General features: G+C 40.8%; 17 protein-coding genes. 14 read left to right on the plus strand and 3 right to left on the minus strand.

Annotated elements, in window-relative coordinates:
• Positions 1-99 precede the first annotated feature (99 nt).
• Positions 100-1,011: a bestrophin family protein gene (locus F4W09_RS12295; RefSeq protein ID WP_151504967.1), complete on the plus strand. Its 912-nt coding sequence runs from the start codon at positions 100-102 to the stop codon at positions 1,009-1,011.
• A 112-nt stretch (positions 1,012-1,123) separates the two neighbouring features.
• On the opposite strand, the gene prmC is transcribed toward F4W09_RS12295, so the two are convergent.
• Entirely contained in the window at positions 1,124-1,939 is an 816-nt protein-coding gene (gene prmC / locus F4W09_RS12300; RefSeq protein ID WP_151504968.1) for a peptide chain release factor N(5)-glutamine methyltransferase, read from the minus strand.
• Positions 1,939-3,027: a peptide chain release factor 1 gene (gene prfA / locus F4W09_RS12305; protein ID WP_151504969.1), complete on the minus strand. Its 1,089-nt coding sequence runs from the start codon at positions 3,025-3,027 to the stop codon at positions 1,939-1,941. The genes prmC and prfA overlap by 1 nt, the downstream gene beginning before the upstream one ends.
• 353 nt (positions 3,028-3,380) lie before the next feature.
• Here prfA and F4W09_RS12310 point away from each other — a divergent pair, with 353 nt between their 5' ends.
• The 4 genes from F4W09_RS12310 to F4W09_RS12325 all read left to right on the plus strand — a co-directional run bounded on the left by F4W09_RS12310 (position 3,381) and on the right by F4W09_RS12325 (position 6,436).
• Positions 3,381-3,812: a glycine zipper domain-containing protein gene (locus F4W09_RS12310; RefSeq protein ID WP_016166396.1), complete on the plus strand. Its 432-nt coding sequence runs from the start codon at positions 3,381-3,383 to the stop codon at positions 3,810-3,812.
• 228 nt (positions 3,813-4,040) lie between these two features.
• On the plus strand, positions 4,041-4,550 hold the full coding sequence (locus F4W09_RS12315; RefSeq protein WP_151504970.1) for a hypothetical protein: 510 nt from the start codon (positions 4,041-4,043) through the stop codon (positions 4,548-4,550).
• Between the two features lie 125 nt (positions 4,551-4,675).
• Complete coding sequence (locus F4W09_RS12320; protein WP_151504971.1) at positions 4,676-5,680, plus strand: LLM class flavin-dependent oxidoreductase; 1,005 nt, start codon at positions 4,676-4,678, stop codon at positions 5,678-5,680.
• A gap of 189 nt (positions 5,681-5,869) precedes the next feature.
• On the plus strand, positions 5,870-6,436 hold the full coding sequence (locus F4W09_RS12325) for an NAD(P)/FAD-dependent oxidoreductase (protein ID WP_151504972.1): 567 nt from the start codon (positions 5,870-5,872) through the stop codon (positions 6,434-6,436).
• A gap of 126 nt (positions 6,437-6,562) precedes the next feature.
• On the opposite strand, the gene ppsR is transcribed toward F4W09_RS12325, so the two are convergent.
• The gene (gene ppsR, locus F4W09_RS12330; RefSeq protein WP_044740377.1) at positions 6,563-7,399 is read right to left on the minus strand and encodes a posphoenolpyruvate synthetase regulatory kinase/phosphorylase PpsR; all 837 of its coding nucleotides are present in this window, start codon (positions 7,397-7,399) and stop codon (positions 6,563-6,565) included.
• 155 nt (positions 7,400-7,554) lie between these two features.
• On the opposite strand from ppsR, the gene ppsA reads away from it, so the two are divergent.
• From ppsA to rpsR, 9 genes are all read left to right on the plus strand, one after another.
• Positions 7,555-9,933: a phosphoenolpyruvate synthase gene (ppsA, locus tag F4W09_RS12335; RefSeq protein ID WP_044740376.1), complete on the plus strand. Its 2,379-nt coding sequence runs from the start codon at positions 7,555-7,557 to the stop codon at positions 9,931-9,933.
• Positions 9,934-10,004: 71 nt separating this feature from the next.
• A complete protein-coding gene (locus tag F4W09_RS12340) occupies positions 10,005-10,760 on the plus strand; it encodes an RDD family protein (RefSeq protein WP_151504973.1) in 756 nt (251 codons plus the stop codon).
• 300 nt (positions 10,761-11,060) lie between these two features.
• Complete coding sequence (gene cyoA / locus F4W09_RS12345) at positions 11,061-12,131, plus strand: ubiquinol oxidase subunit II (RefSeq protein ID WP_044740374.1); 1,071 nt, start codon at positions 11,061-11,063, stop codon at positions 12,129-12,131.
• A 3-nt stretch (positions 12,132-12,134) separates the two neighbouring features.
• Entirely contained in the window at positions 12,135-14,123 is a 1,989-nt protein-coding gene (gene cyoB, locus F4W09_RS12350; protein ID WP_044740373.1) for a cytochrome o ubiquinol oxidase subunit I, read from the plus strand.
• A gap of 4 nt (positions 14,124-14,127) precedes the next feature.
• A complete protein-coding gene (gene cyoC, locus F4W09_RS12355; RefSeq protein ID WP_016166405.1) occupies positions 14,128-14,748 on the plus strand; it encodes a cytochrome o ubiquinol oxidase subunit III in 621 nt (206 codons plus the stop codon).
• Positions 14,748-15,077 (plus strand): cytochrome o ubiquinol oxidase subunit IV, encoded by a 330-nt coding sequence (gene cyoD / locus F4W09_RS12360; protein ID WP_016166406.1) that lies wholly within the window; start codon positions 14,748-14,750, stop codon positions 15,075-15,077. Before cyoC ends, cyoD begins: the two co-directional genes overlap by 1 nt.
• Before the next feature lie 10 nt (positions 15,078-15,087).
• Entirely contained in the window at positions 15,088-15,966 is an 879-nt protein-coding gene (cyoE, locus tag F4W09_RS12365; RefSeq protein WP_016166407.1) for a heme o synthase, read from the plus strand.
• A 259-nt stretch (positions 15,967-16,225) separates the two neighbouring features.
• Positions 16,226-16,615 (plus strand): 30S ribosomal protein S6, encoded by a 390-nt coding sequence (gene rpsF / locus F4W09_RS12370; RefSeq protein WP_016166408.1) that lies wholly within the window; start codon positions 16,226-16,228, stop codon positions 16,613-16,615.
• An 11-nt stretch (positions 16,616-16,626) separates the two neighbouring features.
• Entirely contained in the window at positions 16,627-16,854 is a 228-nt protein-coding gene (gene rpsR, locus F4W09_RS12375) for a 30S ribosomal protein S18 (protein ID WP_004278792.1), read from the plus strand.
• Positions 16,855-16,861 lie beyond the last annotated feature (7 nt).

Raw genomic sequence — 16,861 nt, forward strand, 5'->3', positions numbered from 1 at the left:
ACATTGATGTCGTCTTTTCTTATAAATGATTTCACTGTCTCTTGCACAGCACAGTTTGTCTGTGGAACACTGTTCTTGTTATAGTGATGGTGTAGATCAATGATTGTTAGAGATAAAAATAATAGTTTCAAATTACTTTTCGCATGGTCTGGCACCATACTTCCTAAAGTACTCCCTGCACTATTAATCGTCATATTGATTTCAGCGATTCTGGTCTACCTATCTTCACATCAATACTTCACTATCCCTGCGGTTCCAGCGATTGGCTTTACCATTTTCGGTATCATCCTCTCCATCTTTTTAAGCTTCCGTAACAACGCCTGTTATGACCGTTGGTGGGAAGGACGTAAACTCTGGGGTGCATTAATTGCCAATTCACGACATATCTCTCGTGATTCGCATGTTCTCAGTAATGAACGTCGCAATATCTTGATGTATCGTGTCATGCTATTTACTCACTTATTACGTGATCGTCTTAGAGCTCAACCTCAATCTTTCGAGTTTTATCACGATAAAGTGGATTTCAATTCAACACAGTTGCAACAACTCAGCAAAAAAATTAATGCTGCGCAATATGTGCTTGAAGCTATTCAAAAAGATTTAGTCCTTGCATTACGTAACGCAGAAGTATCGGACATTATTTATAATAGTTTAAATCAGCATATTGTCGATTTAGGCAATATTCAGGCTGGATGCGATCGTATTTTAAGTACTCCTTTACCCTATTCATATTCAGTACTTTTACATCGTACCGTTTATTGTTTCTGCTTTATTTTACCCTTTAGCCTAGAAGCGAGTTTAGGCATTTGGACTCCAATTTTAGTGGGCTTAATTGCTTATTTATTTTTAGGCTTAGATGCACTGAGTGCACAAATTGAAGAGCCTTTTGGATTACAAGACAATGATCTGCCATTAAATTCAATTGTGCGTTTAATCGAACGAGAAATGTCAGAATCACTTGAAGTTGAATTACCTCCCGCAATTCAACCAATGAATCATAATTTAACTTAAGTCTTGCACCGTTTAATACTCTGTGGCTTTATTTAAAGCCTTATTCAATCAAATTAAAAAAGCACAACTGTTGGGTCGTGCTTTTTAATTTTACAAGTATAAAACGCGATAATTACTGCAGTTGCCCCAAAGTCACACGGTCATTACCACCATAATCTTTGACAGTTCTGACCTCTTTAAAACCCGAATTTTTAAAGATATTACGTACCGCTTCACCCTGATCATAGCCATGCTCAAGTACAATCCAACCTTGTGCAGCTAGCCACTTTTTGCCCTGCTGAATAATATGTTCAATATCCGCCAAGCCTTGTTTTTCCGCAACCAAAGCTCGTTCAGGTTCAGCAGCTAAACTCAGCATGTGCTCATCTTTTGCATCAATATATGGCGGATTAGACACAATCACATCAAAATATTGACGATTCAACGCAGCAAACCAACTGCCTAAAAAGAACTTCACCTGTGTTAGATCATGCTTTTCGGCATTTTGCAGGGCTACTTCTAATGTCGGTTCATAAATGTCTGTTGCAATGACAGACCAGTTAGGACGTTCGCTCGCCAGAGACAATGCGATTGCCCCCGTACCTGTACCTAAATCCACAACACGTGTGTCTTCGGGTAAATCCAGACGTAAAACGGTTTCTACCAATACTTCAGTATCTGGGCGAGGCACCAAAGTATCCTGAGTCACGATCAGGTCTAAGGTCCAAAATGGTTGAGAACCCGTGACATAAGCCAAAGGTTCACCTGCTGCAATCCGAGCCAAACCATTTACATAATCTTGCTCTTGCTCTGCGGTAAGTTCTTGTGCAGATTTGAGTGATAAATCAAAAGCATCAATTTTGAGAATATGCTCAAGTAACCAAGCATTCTCTTGACGCTCATAACTTTCAGCCTCTCCACGTAAGGCTAATGCCTGTGCAATATTCATTAGCCACCGTTTTGTTGAGCTAGCATTGCCAATTGATCTGCCTGATATTCACGGTGCAGACTATCAAGCAATTCGTTTAAATCACCTTCCATCACAGCATCTAACTTATATAAAGTTAAGTTGATGCGATGGTCAGTCATACGACCTTGCGGATAGTTATAAGTACGGATTCGTTCAGAACGATCACCCGAACCTACCAAATCTCGACGCATTTCAGAAGTCGCTGCATCAGCCGCAGCACGTTTTGCATTTTCTAAACGTGAAGCCAGTAAAGCCATCGCTTTGGCTTTGTTTTTATGCTGTGACCGTTCTTCCTGACATTCCACCACAGTTCCAGTAGGAATATGGGTAATACGAACAGCCGAATCAGTTTTGTTGACGTGCTGACCACCCGCACCTGAAGCACGGTAAGTATCAATACGCAAGTCTGAAGGATTGATATCTACAGTCGTATCTACATCAATCTCAGGTAAAATCGCAACTGTACACGCTGAAGTGTGTACACGACCTTGTGACTCTGTCGCAGGGACACGTTGTACACGGTGAGCGCCACTTTCAAACTTCAAGCGACCATATACCCCTTCACCATTCACTAGGCAGATAACTTCTTTGTAGCCGCCATGTTCGCCTTCATTTTCTGAAAGCACCTCTATACGCCAACCTTTCGACTCAGCATACTTACTGTACATACGGAATAAATCACCAGAGAAAATAGCGGCTTCATCACCACCAGTTCCTGCACGGATTTCTAAATAGGCCGAATTTGCATCATTTGGATCCTTAGGAATCATCAAGATATTAAGATCAGCTTCGAGCTGTTCAATAATAGCCTTATTTTCCTTAATTTCTTCTTGAGCCATTTCTTTAAAATCTGGATCAGACAACATAGCATTTGCTGTTTCAATATCAGCTTCTGCTTGTCTATACTTTGCCCAGACTTCCGTAATTTCTGTTAGATCATTATGTTCGCGTGACAATTGACGAAAACGCTTGTTATCCGAAATAACCTCAGCATCAGCCAATAGTGCTGTTAACTCTTCATGACGGTCAGAAAGCTGATCTAATCGCAAACGTAACGATTCTTTCATTGTTTAATCTATCTCAATAGCTCAAGCAGTCTAAATTAGGCTGCATAATTTCAAATTTGAGCATAGTTTACCGATTCTGCCCTTTAATTGACATATCTATTATGCTGATAAATAAGCTTTGGAACCTTTCACATTGCTCATATTTTACTTTTTTCTGCTCTTCAAAAAGTTGTTGCTTATTTACCCATACAATGATTAATCAGCCATAAAATGAACGATTTTAATTAAACTCATACAAAGCACTTACCTAACAGTACAACTTAGTGTCTTGCTCTCCACATTTATGACGATGCGTTTTGTTAGATTTGCCACATCAAAAAATTTCGTCCGCATTTTTGGACATGGAGAATACGATGAAATTGAATGCCGTTTTATTAAGCACCGCATTGGCTGCCTCTTCAATGTTTGCAATGAATACTCACGCTGATAGCACAACACGTGTTGCAGCAGCAAGCGCACTAGGTAGTGTTGCGGGTACTGCTGTAGGTAAAAGCATGGGTGGTACTACAGGTGCTACAATTGGTGCTGCACTCGGTGGTGCGGGCGGCGCAGCGGTAGCAAGTGATCGCCGAAACCGCACAGAATCTGCTATTGGTGGTGCTTTAGGTGGTGGTACAGGTTATACCGTCGGTAAAAGCATGGGTGGTACTAGCGGTGGTTACATTGGTTCTGCACTAGGTGCTGCGGGTGGTGCTGCTTTAGGGAACAAAATTTCTAAAGACAAAGCTGAAGAAAAGGCCAAATCTTCACGTAAATGGAAAAAACGTCACCGTCACTACCGTTAATCGCTTCAGTTCCATCATTCAAGCACCATTAGGTGCTTGTCTTACGTTGGGTTAGAACAGCGAGATCTGAAACTGAAGTATTGGGTTCTAAATTGTGAATTTGTTATGAAGAAACAATACAAAGTAATGACAAAAGCCTCATGCTCAAACACAAAGTCCTTCATTTTAATCCGCTCAACTCTTTTAGATTGGACTTAAGCACATAGCACTTTAAAAATGGAGTTTGCAATGAAACTGAATCATTTAATTTACGCCTCATTAATCGCGACCACAATGATGGGAACTGCATATGCCGATAATGGTACTCGTGTTGCAGCAACATCTGCCTTAGGTAGTGTCGCAGGCACAGCAATCGGCAAACAACTGGGCGGTACCACAGGCGCCACAATTGGCGCTGCACTTGGTGGTGCAGGTGGTGCTGCGGTGGCAAGTGATCGCCGTAACCGCACATCTGCGGCGATTGGTGGAGGTCTTGGTGGTGCTGGTGGTTATACTGTAGGTAAAAATGTTGCTGGAACCAATGGTGGCTATGTTGGTGCCGCTTTAGGTGCCGCAGGTGGTTCAGCGCTAGGACGTAAAGTAGCTGAAGATCGCCGTGATGATGAACGCTATGATACTCGTGGCTATCGCTCAGATCGTAATTATCGCTATAACGATGCACGTTACAATGATCGCTATTACCGTCATGACAACGGACGCCATTTGGGTCACCACAAGAAAAAACGTTGGGATGATTAATCCAACACACTACAAAGCATCTTCGGATGCTTTTATTTTGCGCTCAAGCAATATATCGAAATTAAACGATATACAACAACCCACTTATATCGTATTATTTCGATATATAGTTTTCGAGTCCGGATATGCCTACTCTACAAAATACCCAATTTTCAATTCTGGAACTAGCCCCAGTCCGCGATGATAAAAGTATTGCCTTTTCTCTGCATCACGCTCTTGAGCTTGCTCAACACGCTGAAAAATTGGGCTTTGAACGCTTCTGGTTAGCCGAACATCATAATATGGATGGCATTGCCAGTTCCGCTACAGCCGTATTACTGGGCTATATTCTTGCCAACACGCAAACACTTAAAGTCGGTTCAGGTGGAATTATGCTGCCTAATCATGCACCGCTTGTTGTTGCTGAACAATTTGGGACTTTAGCCACACTTTATCCTCACCGTATTGAGCTTGGTTTAGGTCGTGCACCTGGTACAGATCAAGTGACTATGCGTGCTTTACGTCGTGGGCGCCAAGAAACTGAAGATCAATTTCCACAAGATGTCACGGAAATATTACAGTACTTTAAAGCGCCTGAAGAACATCAAAAAATTGTTGCTACACCAGGTCAATCTACCCATGTGCCTGTTTGGCTTTTAGGATCTAGCCTTTTTAGTGCCCAACTTGCTGCGCGTTTAGGACTTCCTTACTCTTTCGCATCGCACTTTGCACCAAGAATGCTCGGGCAAGCGATTCAACTTTACCGCGATAATTTCCAACCATCAGAATATCTGGATCAACCTTATGTTTCGATGGGCGTGCCCACAGTCATTGCAGACACCGATGAAGAAGCTCAATATCTTGCAACAAGTGCCTTCCAACGTGTACTTGCCTTAATGCGAGGACATAGCCTAAAACTTAAACCGCCTGTAGAAAGCATGCAAAATCTATGGTCACCCGTCGAAAAAATGTCAGTGAATAACTTCTTTGCCTTAGCACAAATTGGGTCGGCCCAAACTGTAAAAGAAGGTCTTGAAGATTTACTCAAGACCTATCAAGTAGATGAATTTATTTTCACCTGTGATATCTATGATACTGAAAAGCGTTTAAAAAACTTTAGCTACCTGATGGATATCAAAAATAATATTTGATTAAACCCATTTGAATGCCATCAAGCCTAAGAAGAATCATTCTTAGGCTTTTAATATTTTTCACAATCGAAATCCTTCAATCCGTCAAAAATGACTCCCGAGTAGCCGAATCAACTTTACGCAGCAGATGAATTAATATTCAATTAGAAAACAAAAATTCTGACAATAAAAAATGATTAAGGGATAATCATGCAACAATTTAGTAAGCTGAATACTTCCGGCTATATTTTTCAACATCAAAAACAAGATTATGAAGTATTTAAAGGACTAATCCGAACATCAGCAGAACTAAGCCTAGATACATGCATCGAGCAAAGAGTTGCAATCATTGGGATCGATCAAAAAATTGCAGCATTGCTTGAGAAAATCCGCAATGTTTCAAGTTCAGTATATGTTTTTCAGATACAACCTGCCTTAATTCTTCCACAGTCAGAGCAACGATATAGCCGTTATGTGCAACATCCATTACTTTTAAAAAACAAGCGCCTCATCAATCCCCGAATCAAAAGCATTTTAGCCCTGCGTTTTTTGGACTCTCAAATTCAGGACAACTGGCTAAAACGACAACTAACACCAAATATTACGCGTGAAAAGAAAGAATTTCTGAAATCTGATGATTATTATCACGCCTTGCAACAAGAAAAATGTCAACTTATTACTTGGCCAGTCAAAAAAATTACAGAAAGCTGCGTTGAATGTGTAGATGGCTCTATTTATCCTGTCGACTTAATTATTACAACGAATTTGCATCAATAATTGCAGAGAATTTCAAATGAAGTTTCATATTTATAATTAAAATAAGTGCAAAAAACACCCAATCTAATTATTTAAATTGGGTATTAATTCATTCAATTTTTATATGAATAGCGGTGTAATTTAATACTATCCAATTCGACGTTTTAAACCCGTCATTTGTAAGACACGCGTAGAAATTTCTTCAATCGACATTTCAGACACATTCAAATATTTAATCCCTTCTGAGATATAAATACCTTCAATTGCGCGCAACTCCATTTGACATTGGCTAAAGCTTGCATAGCGGCTATTGGCTTTACGCTCTGAGCGAATCGCAACCAAACGCTCAGCATCAATCATGAGTCCAAACAGTTTATGCTTATGCGCTTTCAGCACAGAAGGCAAACGATTGTCATCTAAATCTTCTTCCGTAAGTGGGTAATTTGCTACACGAATTCCAAATTGTAATGACAAATAAATGGATGTTGGTGTCTTCCCTGAACGAGAAACACCAATCAGAATTAAGTCAGCTTTATCATAATGACGAGTACGTGCGCCATCATCATTATCAAGTGCAAAATGTACAGCATCAATACGTGCTTTATAAGACTCCGAATCGGTCACGGCATGCGTTTGTCCGACTAAAGTTGTAGGTGGTGTACCCAACTCTTCAGACAACTTACTAATAAGCCCTTCAAACACATCCAAATTCACAGCATTCGCCGTATTAATAATATCTCGCACATAAGGATCTACTAAGGTATCGAACACCAAAGGCTGCTGTCCATCACGCTCAGCTCTTTGATTTATCTCAGAAACTACATTCATAGCAGCTTCTTCAGACGTAATATAAGGGATAATATGAATGTCAAAATCTACATTTGGAAACTGGGCCAGTAAAGAGTGTCCAAGCGTTTCTGCTGTAATCGCAGTTCCATCAGAAATAAAAAACACACTTCGCTTTATTTGTTTACCTTCTGACATTAAAATTCTCCTCGAATATTTGTCTAAGTGCTATATAATCATTATAGTAAACTGATCTTACATGACTGTCGCTTAGTAAAATTAAAAAGCTAAGCAGATTTGTTTTAAATTCATGCCAAGATAGTGATTAATACTGCAAAAGTGGAGTAACAACTTTGGAAGCGCGCGTAATAGGTCTAGAAAAATTAGGGAAACACGATGTAGAGCTCGTGGGTGGGAAAAACTCATCTCTGGGTGAGATGATTAGCCATCTAGCGAATGCAGGTGTATCAGTACCTGGAGGCTTTGCTACCACTGCTGCCGCGTATCGTGAATTTCTCGAGCAAAGTGGCCTGAACGCTAAAATTAACGCAGAACTTGCAGCATTAAATGTTGATGATGTTGTTGCACTTGCAGAAACTGGTGCAAAAATCCGTCAATGGATTGTCGACACCCCTCTTACGGCAGATCTCGAAAAGGAAGTCCGCGACGCTTTCGCCACCCTTTCAAACGGCAACCCTGATATCGCGGTTGCCGTTCGTTCATCTGCGACAGCAGAAGACTTACCTGATGCGTCTTTTGCAGGTCAGCAGGAAACCTTCTTAAACATCCGTGGTATTGACAACGTTCTTATTGCGATTAAAGAAGTCTTTGCTTCACTTTATAATGACCGTGCTATTGCTTACCGTGTTCACCAAAACTTCGCGCATGACATCGTTGCATTATCTGCGGGTATCCAGCGAATGGTTCGTTCTGAAACTGGTGCAGCGGGTGTAATGTTCACTCTAGATACAGAATCAGGCTTCCGTGATGCTGTATTCATTACTGCTTCATATGGTTTAGGCGAAATGGTTGTACAGGGCGCAGTAAACCCTGATGAATTCTATATTTCTAAACCACTTCTGAAAAATGGCAAACATGCTATTTTACGTCGTAATCTTGGTTCTAAACACCAGAAAATGGTATATGGCGAAGAAGGTGCTGCTGGTAAATCAGTGGTCGTCGTGGATGTTGAAAAAGCAGAACGCCAACAATTTGCATTAAATGATCACGAGCTTCAAGAGCTTGCTAAACAAGCCCTGATCATCGAAGAGCACTATCAAGCACCTATGGATATTGAATGGGCTAAAGATGGTGACGACGGTCAAATCTATATCGTTCAAGCACGTCCAGAAACAGTAAAAAGCCGTGAAAACGTCGGCACTATGGAACGCTACCTACTTAAGCAAAAAGGTACTGTAATTTGCGAAGGTCGCTCAATCGGTCAACGTATTGGTTCTGGTAAAGTACGCATCGTGACGTCTATTAAAGAAATGGACAAAGTACAAGAAGGTGACGTACTTGTTTCAGACATGACTGACCCAGACTGGGAACCAGTAATGAAGCGTGCCGCTGCGATTGTGACCAACCGCGGTGGTCGTACTTGTCACGCAGCAATTATTGCTCGTGAACTTGGTGTACCTGCAATCGTAGGTTGTGGCAATGCAACAGAAGTCTTGACTGATGGTCAAGAAGTCACTGTTTCTTGCGCAGAAGGTGACACAGGCTTTATCTACGAAGGTTCGTTAGATTTCGAAATTCAACGTAACTCAATTAACTCAATGCCAAAACTTCCGTTCAAAATCATGATGAACGTAGGTAACCCTGACCGTGCATTTGACTTTGCTCAAATTCCTAACGAAGGTATTGGTCTTGCACGTTTAGAGTTCATTATTAACCGTATGATCGGTGTACACCCTAAAGCGTTATTGAACATTGACAGCTTGCCACGTGAAACTCGTGCAGCAGTTTTGGCTCGTACTGCAGGTTATGCTTCTCCTATCGAATTCTACGTTGAAAAACTTGTAGAAGGTATTTCTACACTTGCTGCGGCATTTGCTGATAAGCCCGTGATTGTTCGTATGTCTGACTTTAAGTCAAACGAATATGCGAACCTAATTGGCGGTAAGCTTTATGAACCAGAAGAAGAAAACCCAATGCTTGGTTTCCGTGGTGCAAGCCGTTATGTATCTGACAACTTCCGTGATTGTTTCGAATTAGAATGTCGTGCATTGAAAAAAGCACGCGATGAAATGGGCTTGACCAATATTCAAATCATGATTCCATTCGTTCGTACTGTACATGAAGCAAAACGCGTCATCGAATTGCTTGCTCAAAATGGTCTTAAACGTGGTGAAAATGGTCTTAAAGTGATCATGATGTGTGAATTACCAACCAATGCTCTATTAGCTGAACAATTCCTTGAACACTTTGATGGCTTCTCTATCGGTTCTAACGACTTGACTCAGCTTACATTGGGTCTGGATCGTGACTCAGGTATTGTTTCTCACCTGTTTGATGAACGTGATGCGGCAGTTAAAGCATTACTTTCTATGGCAATTCATGCATGTCGCAAAGCTGGCAAATATGTTGGTATTTGTGGTCAAGGACCATCAGACCATCCTGACCTTGCAAAATGGTTGATGGAACAAGGAATTGAGTCAGTTTCTCTTAACCCAGACTCAGTTTTAGACACTTGGTTCTTCCTTGCAGAAGAAAAAGCTCAACAAGCTTAAGAAAACATGTTAAAAAAAGACCCATTAGTTGGGTCTTTTTTTCTCTTTTCATTTTTTGAGATTTTATTTTTATGCAAATTTACTTGGCACGTAATAATCAACAAGCTGGTCCGTACACTTTAGAACAGTTGAATCAAATGCTTGCCAGCCAACAAGTACTCTTAACAGATTTAGCTTGGCATGAAGGTATGACCGAATGGAAAGCTTTAGGTGAATTAACCCAAGGGAAACTTGTATACACACCAACAGGTTATGTTCCTCCAACACACACGCCATTACATAACCCCACAATTATCCAAACTAAAGTTGAAGGCAACGTATCTAAAACTGAACTTGCATCAGTCAATATTCGCGCATTAGCAAAAATCATTGATTTACTACTTTGGTTGCCCGCGGCAGCAATTCCTTCTTTCTTTCTTAACGCCAATCAGGTGAATGAGCTAGCTAGCATTCAGCAAAAAATGCAAGCTGCAGATACATCCACTCAAGCAATGCAATTGCAACATCAACTTTTTGCGCTTATTCCAATTGAAGCTTGGCAAACAATGTTTGCCTATATCATTATTATGTTGGCTATTCAGGCGTTCTTTTTAGCAAAGTCTGGGCAAAGCATTGGTAAAAAGTTAACTCGAATTCAAATTGTAGATGCTGATAGCGGTGAAAAAGTTAATTTGACGCGAATCTTCCTGTTACGCAGTATTGTATTTATCATTTTAAATATGCTGTTTATGCCGTTTATTACGATTGCCGATTATTTATTCGCATTCGGTAAAAAGCGACAAACATTGCATGATAAACTAGCAAAAACCATCGTGATAAAGCAATAAACGTGACAAAAATAAAGGGATGATCGGTTCATCCCTTTTTTTATACATAAGTTTGATATTTCAATAAAAAAAAACCAAAAACATCCAATTCCGACCACTAAAATCAGGTTTTATAACAGACATTTAAAGCGACTTTATATATAGCTTAGTTTAACGATATCAGGCATAATGCCCTACAACGTAGCGGTGCCACATGCTTGAGAAGTTTTTTTATTCAAAAATCAAAATTCTCAATCATGCGACACTTTAATCGCTATCCCATATTATTTAGGGAATGGGACTCTTCACCGAGGTTGTAAAATGAGACAAACGATTTTAGCTGTATTGTCTTTATCAACGATTGCTGCACTCTTAACTGGGTGTGGTGGTGATATGGTACTTCTAAACTCTAAAGGTCCAGTTGCACAAGGTCAAAGTGACTTGATGATGACTGCGATCTATTTAATGCTATTGGTCGTAATTCCTTCGATCTTAATGGCATTATGGTTTGGTTGGAAATATCGCTCGTCGAATAAAGATGCAGACTATAAACCTACTTGGGCACACTCAACTGCTATTGAAATTGTAGTTTGGGGTGTTCCAGTTATTATTATTGGTATTCTAGCTTGGTTAACTTGGTGGGGTTCACACAAGTATGACCCGTACCGCCCAATCGATTCTGATAAAGCACCATTAACAGTTCAAGTTATCGCTGAACAGTTTAAGTGGATCTTTATCTATCCTGAGCAAGAAATTGCGACTGTTAACGAAATTCGCTTCCCAGAGAAAACTCCTGTGAACTTGCGTTTGACGTCTAACTTCACAATGAACTCGTTCTTCATTCCTGCACTTTCTGGCCAAATTTATACCATGGCTGGTATGCAAACCCACCTGCATTTGTTAGCAAATGAAACTAGTCCAGCTGAAGGCTACCGCGGTTTCTCTTCTAACTACTCAGGTTATGGCTTCTCGCAAATGCGTTTCCGTGCGCATTCAGTGACTGAAGCTCAGTTTGCTGATTGGGTCGCAGCGGTGAAAGCAGGCAACGGTACTTCAATTAACCCTGCTGCAATTCAGAAAGGTGTTTTAGACCAAGCCGAATTCGCAACCTTGCGTGATGGCAACCGTTCGCATCATCAGATCGAAGTTCTTATCGCTAAAGCGACTACTCCTGAAGAAAAGGCTGCTGCTGAAGCAATGAAGCCTTATCCAACTAAGCCACATCCTGTGACTTACTACTCTTCTGTTGAGAAAGGCTTATTTGAATCAGTGATCAACAAATACATGAGTAACTATCACGGTGCTGATCATTCAGCTACTGCGGGTGCTCACGGGGCTGCTGCTGACGCACATGCCGCAGTTGAACCTGCTTCATCGGCTGTAGGGGAATAAGACATGAGCTTCTTAGGTAAGTTAGGTCCAGACTCGATTCCACACGATCCAATCGTGTTGGTAACGGTTGCATTAATGATTTTAGGTGGTATCGTTGCTGTCGCAGGTATTACCTACTTCAAAAAATGGAGCTACTTGTGGAACGAATGGTTCACATCTGTAGACCATAAAAAAATTGGTATCATGTATATTTTGGTATCTGTAGTCATGTTACTTCGTGGCTTCGCAGATGCGATCATGATGCGCTTACAACTTTTCCTCGCTCGTGGTGGCGGTGAAGGTTACTTACACCCAGAACACTATGACCAGATCTTCACCGCTCACGGTGTAATCATGATCTTCTTCGTAGCAATGGGTCTCGTTGTTGGCTTAATGAACATCTCTGTACCTTTACAGATTGGTGCTCGTGACGTTGCCTTCCCATTGTTAAACTCTGTAAGTTTCTGGCTATTCGCTGGTGCTGCTGGCTTAATGATGGTTTCACTTGCTTTAGGTGAATTCGCTGCTACAGGTTGGATGGCTTACCCTCCTCTTTCTGGCATTGAATACTCTCCTGGTGTTGGTGTTGACTACTATATCTGGGCGTTACAGATTTCAGGTTTAGGTACGCTTTTAACTGGTGTTAACTTCTTTGTTACCATCATCAAAATGCGCGCACCTGGCATGAAACTTATGGATATGCCAATTTTCACTTGGACTGCACTTTGTACAGCAGTTCTGATTATTGCTGCATTCCCAGTGTTAACTGCAACAATTGCAATGTTATCTCTAGATCGTTACTTCGGCTTCCATTTCTTCACAAATGAGCTTGGCGGTAGCCCAATGCTTTATGTGAACTTGATCTGGACATGGGGTCACCCAGAAGTATATATCTTGGTATTACCAGCGTTTGGTATTTACTCAGAAGTTGTATCAACATTTGCTCGCAAAACGTTGTTCGGCTACAAATCTATGGTGTATGCAACAGTTGCAATTACAGTATTGTCATTTGTTGTATGGCTTCACCACTTCTTTACCATGGGTGCAGGTGCCAACGTTAACGCGTTCTTCGGTATCATGACTATGGTTATTGCGATCCCGACTGGTGTGAAAATCTTCTCTTGGTTATTCACCATGTATAAAGGTCGCATTACGTACACAACTCCAATGCTATGGACACTTGGTTTCCTTGTGACTTTTGGTATCGGTGGTTTGACTGGTGTATTAATGGCTGTTCCACCTGCGGACTTCCTTGTACACAACTCTTTATTCCTTATCGCTCACTTCCATAACGTAATTATTGGTGGTGTTGTGTTCGCAATGTTTGCGGGCATCATTTTCTACTGGCCAAAAATGTTTGGTTGGAAGCTTAATGAAGCTTGGGGTAAAGCAGCATTCTGGTTCTGGTTCTTCGGTTTCTACTTTGCATTCATGCCGCTTTATATCCTTGGCTTCATGGGTATGACTCGTCGTTTGAATACATATGACAACCCTGAATGGGATCCGTACATCACAATCGCATTGTTTGGTGCAGTATTAATCGCAATCGGTATTGCATGTTTCTTAATGCAAATCATTGTTGGTTTCTTACAACGCCATGACAACATGGACGTTACAGGCGATCCATGGGATGGTCGTGTACTTGAATGGTCTACATCTTCACCTGCTCCGTTCTATAACTTTGCTCATCTTCCAAAAATCAGCGGTATCGATACATTCTGGAATGACAAAGAGAATGGTGTTGCTTATGCACGTCCAACGTCTTATGAAGATGTACATATGCCAACGAACCGTGCTGCTGGCTTTGTAATCGCAATGTTCATTACTGTTATGGGCTTCGGTTTAATCTGGCACATTTGGTGGTTAGTTGTCGTGACCTTTGTTGCTGCAATCATCAGCTTCATCGTAAGCTCTTTCACTAAGAAAGTTGATTACTATGTTCCTGCTGCTGAAGTTGAGCGCATTGAAAACGAACGCTATGCGATTCTTGAAAAACACTTGAAGAAGGACTAAGACAATGGCTGAAGTACTTCATCACGATAACCACGGACACGATGAACATCATCATCATGATGATACAGACATTACTGTCTTTGGTTTCTGGTCTTACTTGATGAGTGACTTGATCCTATTCGGTACACTCTTCATTGCTTTCGTTGTATTAAGTGGTCATGTTCCACCAGGTACCCCAAGTGCTAAAGAACTATTCGGCGAGTCTTTAGGTTTCGTATTAACTGAAACTTTTGCTCTCTTAATTTCTTCAGTTACATTTGGTTTTGCTGTACTTGCATCATACAAAAAGAATGTTAGCCAAGTTTTAATTTGGTTAGCAATTACTTGGGTATTTGGTGCATCATTCATTGGCATGGAACTGTATGAGTTTAATCACCTTGTACATGCTGGTCATGGTCCAAGCACAAGTGCGTTCTTATCTGCGTTCTTCACTTTAGTTGGTACGCACGGTATTCACGTAACTTCTGGTTTGGTATGGATGATCGTGTTAATGGTTCAAATCAAAAAGTATGGTTTGACATTACCGAATACACGTCGCCTTGCTTGCTTGAGCTTGTTCTGGCACTTCCTTGACATCGTATGGATCTGTGTATTCAGCGTAGTTTATTTGCGGGGAGTTCTCTAATGGGTCACGATAATCATGCGTCTGATGCAGCTCACGGCACCGTGAAGCAATATACTATTGGTTTTATTGTCTCTGTGGTATTAACCATTGTTCCATTCTATATGGCAATGAACCCAGAAAACTTCGGTCGTGGCGCAACCCTTGCAGTAGTTGGTATTACTGCAGTTGCTCAGGTTCTTGTACAGTTGATTTTCTTCTTGCACATGAACTCCTCTGCAGAGCAACGTTGGAACGTAATTGCATTTATTTATACAATTCTTACAATTGCTGTTCTTTTGATCGGTTCTGTATGGGTTATGAATTACCTCCACTTCAACATGATGCTCTAAACTGGTTGTCATGTTAAAAAAGTATTTATTCCTGACTAAACCAGGAATTCTCTTTGGTAACTTCGTTACCACTTTGGGCGGCTTTTTCTTAGCCGCCCAAGGTTCTGTAGATTTCCTTTTACTTCTGATTACACTACTAGCTACAACTTTGGTTGTTGCATCAGGATGTGTAGTTAACAATGTCATTGATCAAGACATTGACCAGAAGATGCAACGTACTCAAAACCGTGCACTTGTTAAAAAAACGATTAGTCCTAGTGTGGCACTGATTTTTGCCGCAGCTTTAGGTCTTTTAGGCTTTGGCATGTTATGGTTTTTTGTCAATGCATATTCTTTTGGTTTTGCTGTTCTTGGTTTTGTTGTTTATGTTGGGTTTTATAGTCTTTGGAGCAAACGTACCACCATTCACCAAACAGTGATTGGAAGTATCTCTGGTGCAAGTCCACCTGTGATTGGTTACACGGCTGTCTCTAACGAATTCGATGTAGCTGCTTTGCTTATTTTCTTAGCTTATGCACTTTGGCAAATGCCTCATTCATGGGGAATTGCAATCTATCGTTTCGATGACTATAAAAATGCAGGTATTCCAATTTTACCTGTTGCGCGTTCAATTTTACGTACCAAGGTCGAAAGCCTGATTTACGTTATTTTGTTTGCAGCAGTACTCAATGGTTTATATTGCTTTGGTTATACAAACTTATTCTTCTTAATTACTTTTAATGGTTTATGTGCTTATTGGGTATATTTATCAATTATTGGTTTTAAAGCCGAGAATGATCAAGTTTGGGCTAAACGTTATTTCTTGTATTCTGTGATTCTGATCACAGCATTAAGTTTTAGCTTTAGTTTTAGCTATATAAGCCCTGCCCCGCATTTACCCCTGTTTTAAAAGATAGAGACCTCCTCTCTATCTTTTAAAGCTGGTCTTCATTTCTACACATAATTACTATTTGTAAGTTCATATCTATTCCACACCTAGATAAATCTTCGATATCATCACTACTTTGCGCATAAATTTAATATTGCTTGAATTTTATTGCCAAACCTTCTAAAATTCACCCCTCGCATCTAATGCGACACAACCTTGGTTGTGACTCCTTGCTTCTAACAATTACGTTAGGGGCTGTATAATCCGTAAGGAGCTGACAATGCGTCACTACGAAATCGTACTTCTGGTACACCCAGATCAAAGCGATCAAGTTGTGGGTATGGTAGAACGTTACCTAACTCACATCAAAGAAGCTGAAGGTCAAATCCACCGTCTTGAAGACTGGGGTCGTCGTCAATTGGCTTACCCAATCAACAAGATCCACAAAGCTCACTACATTCTTATGAATGTTGAGTGTGGTCAAACTACTCTTGATGAGTTAGAAGAATTGTTCCGTTACAACGACGCGATCCTTCGTAGCTTAATCATCCGTCGTGAAAACGCAATCACTGAAGAGTCATTATTGGCTAAGAGTGCTGAAGAAAAGCGTGCGCGTAAAGCTCAACGTGAAGAAGCACAACTAGCTGCTCAAGACTCTGCTGAAGCATAAGGAGAACATCAATGGCACGTTTTTACCGTCGTCGCAAGTTCTGCCGCTTTACAGCTGAGAACGTTACGTACATCGACTACAAAGATATCGACACTTTAAAACAGTACATCACTGAAAATGGCAAGATTGTTCCTAGCCGTATTACAGGTACTAAAGCTCGTTACCAACGTCAATTAGCGCTTGCTATTAAACAAGCTCGCTACTTGTCTTTGATCCCTTACACTGACAATCATAAGTGAGGTTGAG

The sequence above is a fragment of the Acinetobacter tandoii genome, assembly GCF_008867985.1.
Taxonomy (GTDB): domain Bacteria; phylum Pseudomonadota; class Gammaproteobacteria; order Pseudomonadales; family Moraxellaceae; genus Acinetobacter; species Acinetobacter tandoii.

What these genes read in the sequence shown, in the direction of transcription:
- F4W09_RS12295 (WP_151504967.1), top strand. Translation starts at nt 100, where the DNA reads ATGATTGTTAGAGATAAAAATAATAGTTTCAAATTACTTTTCGCATGG.
- prmC (WP_151504968.1), bottom strand. Translation starts at nt 1,939, where the DNA reads ATGAATATTGCACAGGCATTAGCCTTACGTGGAGAGGCTGAAAGTTAT.
- prfA (WP_151504969.1), bottom strand. Translation starts at nt 3,027, where the DNA reads ATGAAAGAATCGTTACGTTTGCGATTAGATCAGCTTTCTGACCGTCAT.
- F4W09_RS12310 (WP_016166396.1), top strand. Translation starts at nt 3,381, where the DNA reads ATGAAATTGAATGCCGTTTTATTAAGCACCGCATTGGCTGCCTCTTCA.
- F4W09_RS12315 (WP_151504970.1), top strand. Translation starts at nt 4,041, where the DNA reads ATGAAACTGAATCATTTAATTTACGCCTCATTAATCGCGACCACAATG.
- F4W09_RS12320 (WP_151504971.1), top strand. Translation starts at nt 4,676, where the DNA reads ATGCCTACTCTACAAAATACCCAATTTTCAATTCTGGAACTAGCCCCA.
- F4W09_RS12325 (WP_151504972.1), top strand. Translation starts at nt 5,870, where the DNA reads ATGCAACAATTTAGTAAGCTGAATACTTCCGGCTATATTTTTCAACAT.
- ppsR (WP_044740377.1), bottom strand. Translation starts at nt 7,399, where the DNA reads ATGTCAGAAGGTAAACAAATAAAGCGAAGTGTGTTTTTTATTTCTGAT.
- F4W09_RS12340 (WP_151504973.1), top strand. Translation starts at nt 10,005, where the DNA reads ATGCAAATTTACTTGGCACGTAATAATCAACAAGCTGGTCCGTACACT.
- cyoA (WP_044740374.1), top strand. Translation starts at nt 11,061, where the DNA reads ATGAGACAAACGATTTTAGCTGTATTGTCTTTATCAACGATTGCTGCA.
- cyoB (WP_044740373.1), top strand. Translation starts at nt 12,135, where the DNA reads ATGAGCTTCTTAGGTAAGTTAGGTCCAGACTCGATTCCACACGATCCA.
- cyoC (WP_016166405.1), top strand. Translation starts at nt 14,128, where the DNA reads ATGGCTGAAGTACTTCATCACGATAACCACGGACACGATGAACATCAT.
- cyoD (WP_016166406.1), top strand. Translation starts at nt 14,748, where the DNA reads ATGGGTCACGATAATCATGCGTCTGATGCAGCTCACGGCACCGTGAAG.
- cyoE (WP_016166407.1), top strand. Translation starts at nt 15,088, where the DNA reads ATGTTAAAAAAGTATTTATTCCTGACTAAACCAGGAATTCTCTTTGGT.
- rpsF (WP_016166408.1), top strand. Translation starts at nt 16,226, where the DNA reads ATGCGTCACTACGAAATCGTACTTCTGGTACACCCAGATCAAAGCGAT.
- rpsR (WP_004278792.1), top strand. Translation starts at nt 16,627, where the DNA reads ATGGCACGTTTTTACCGTCGTCGCAAGTTCTGCCGCTTTACAGCTGAG.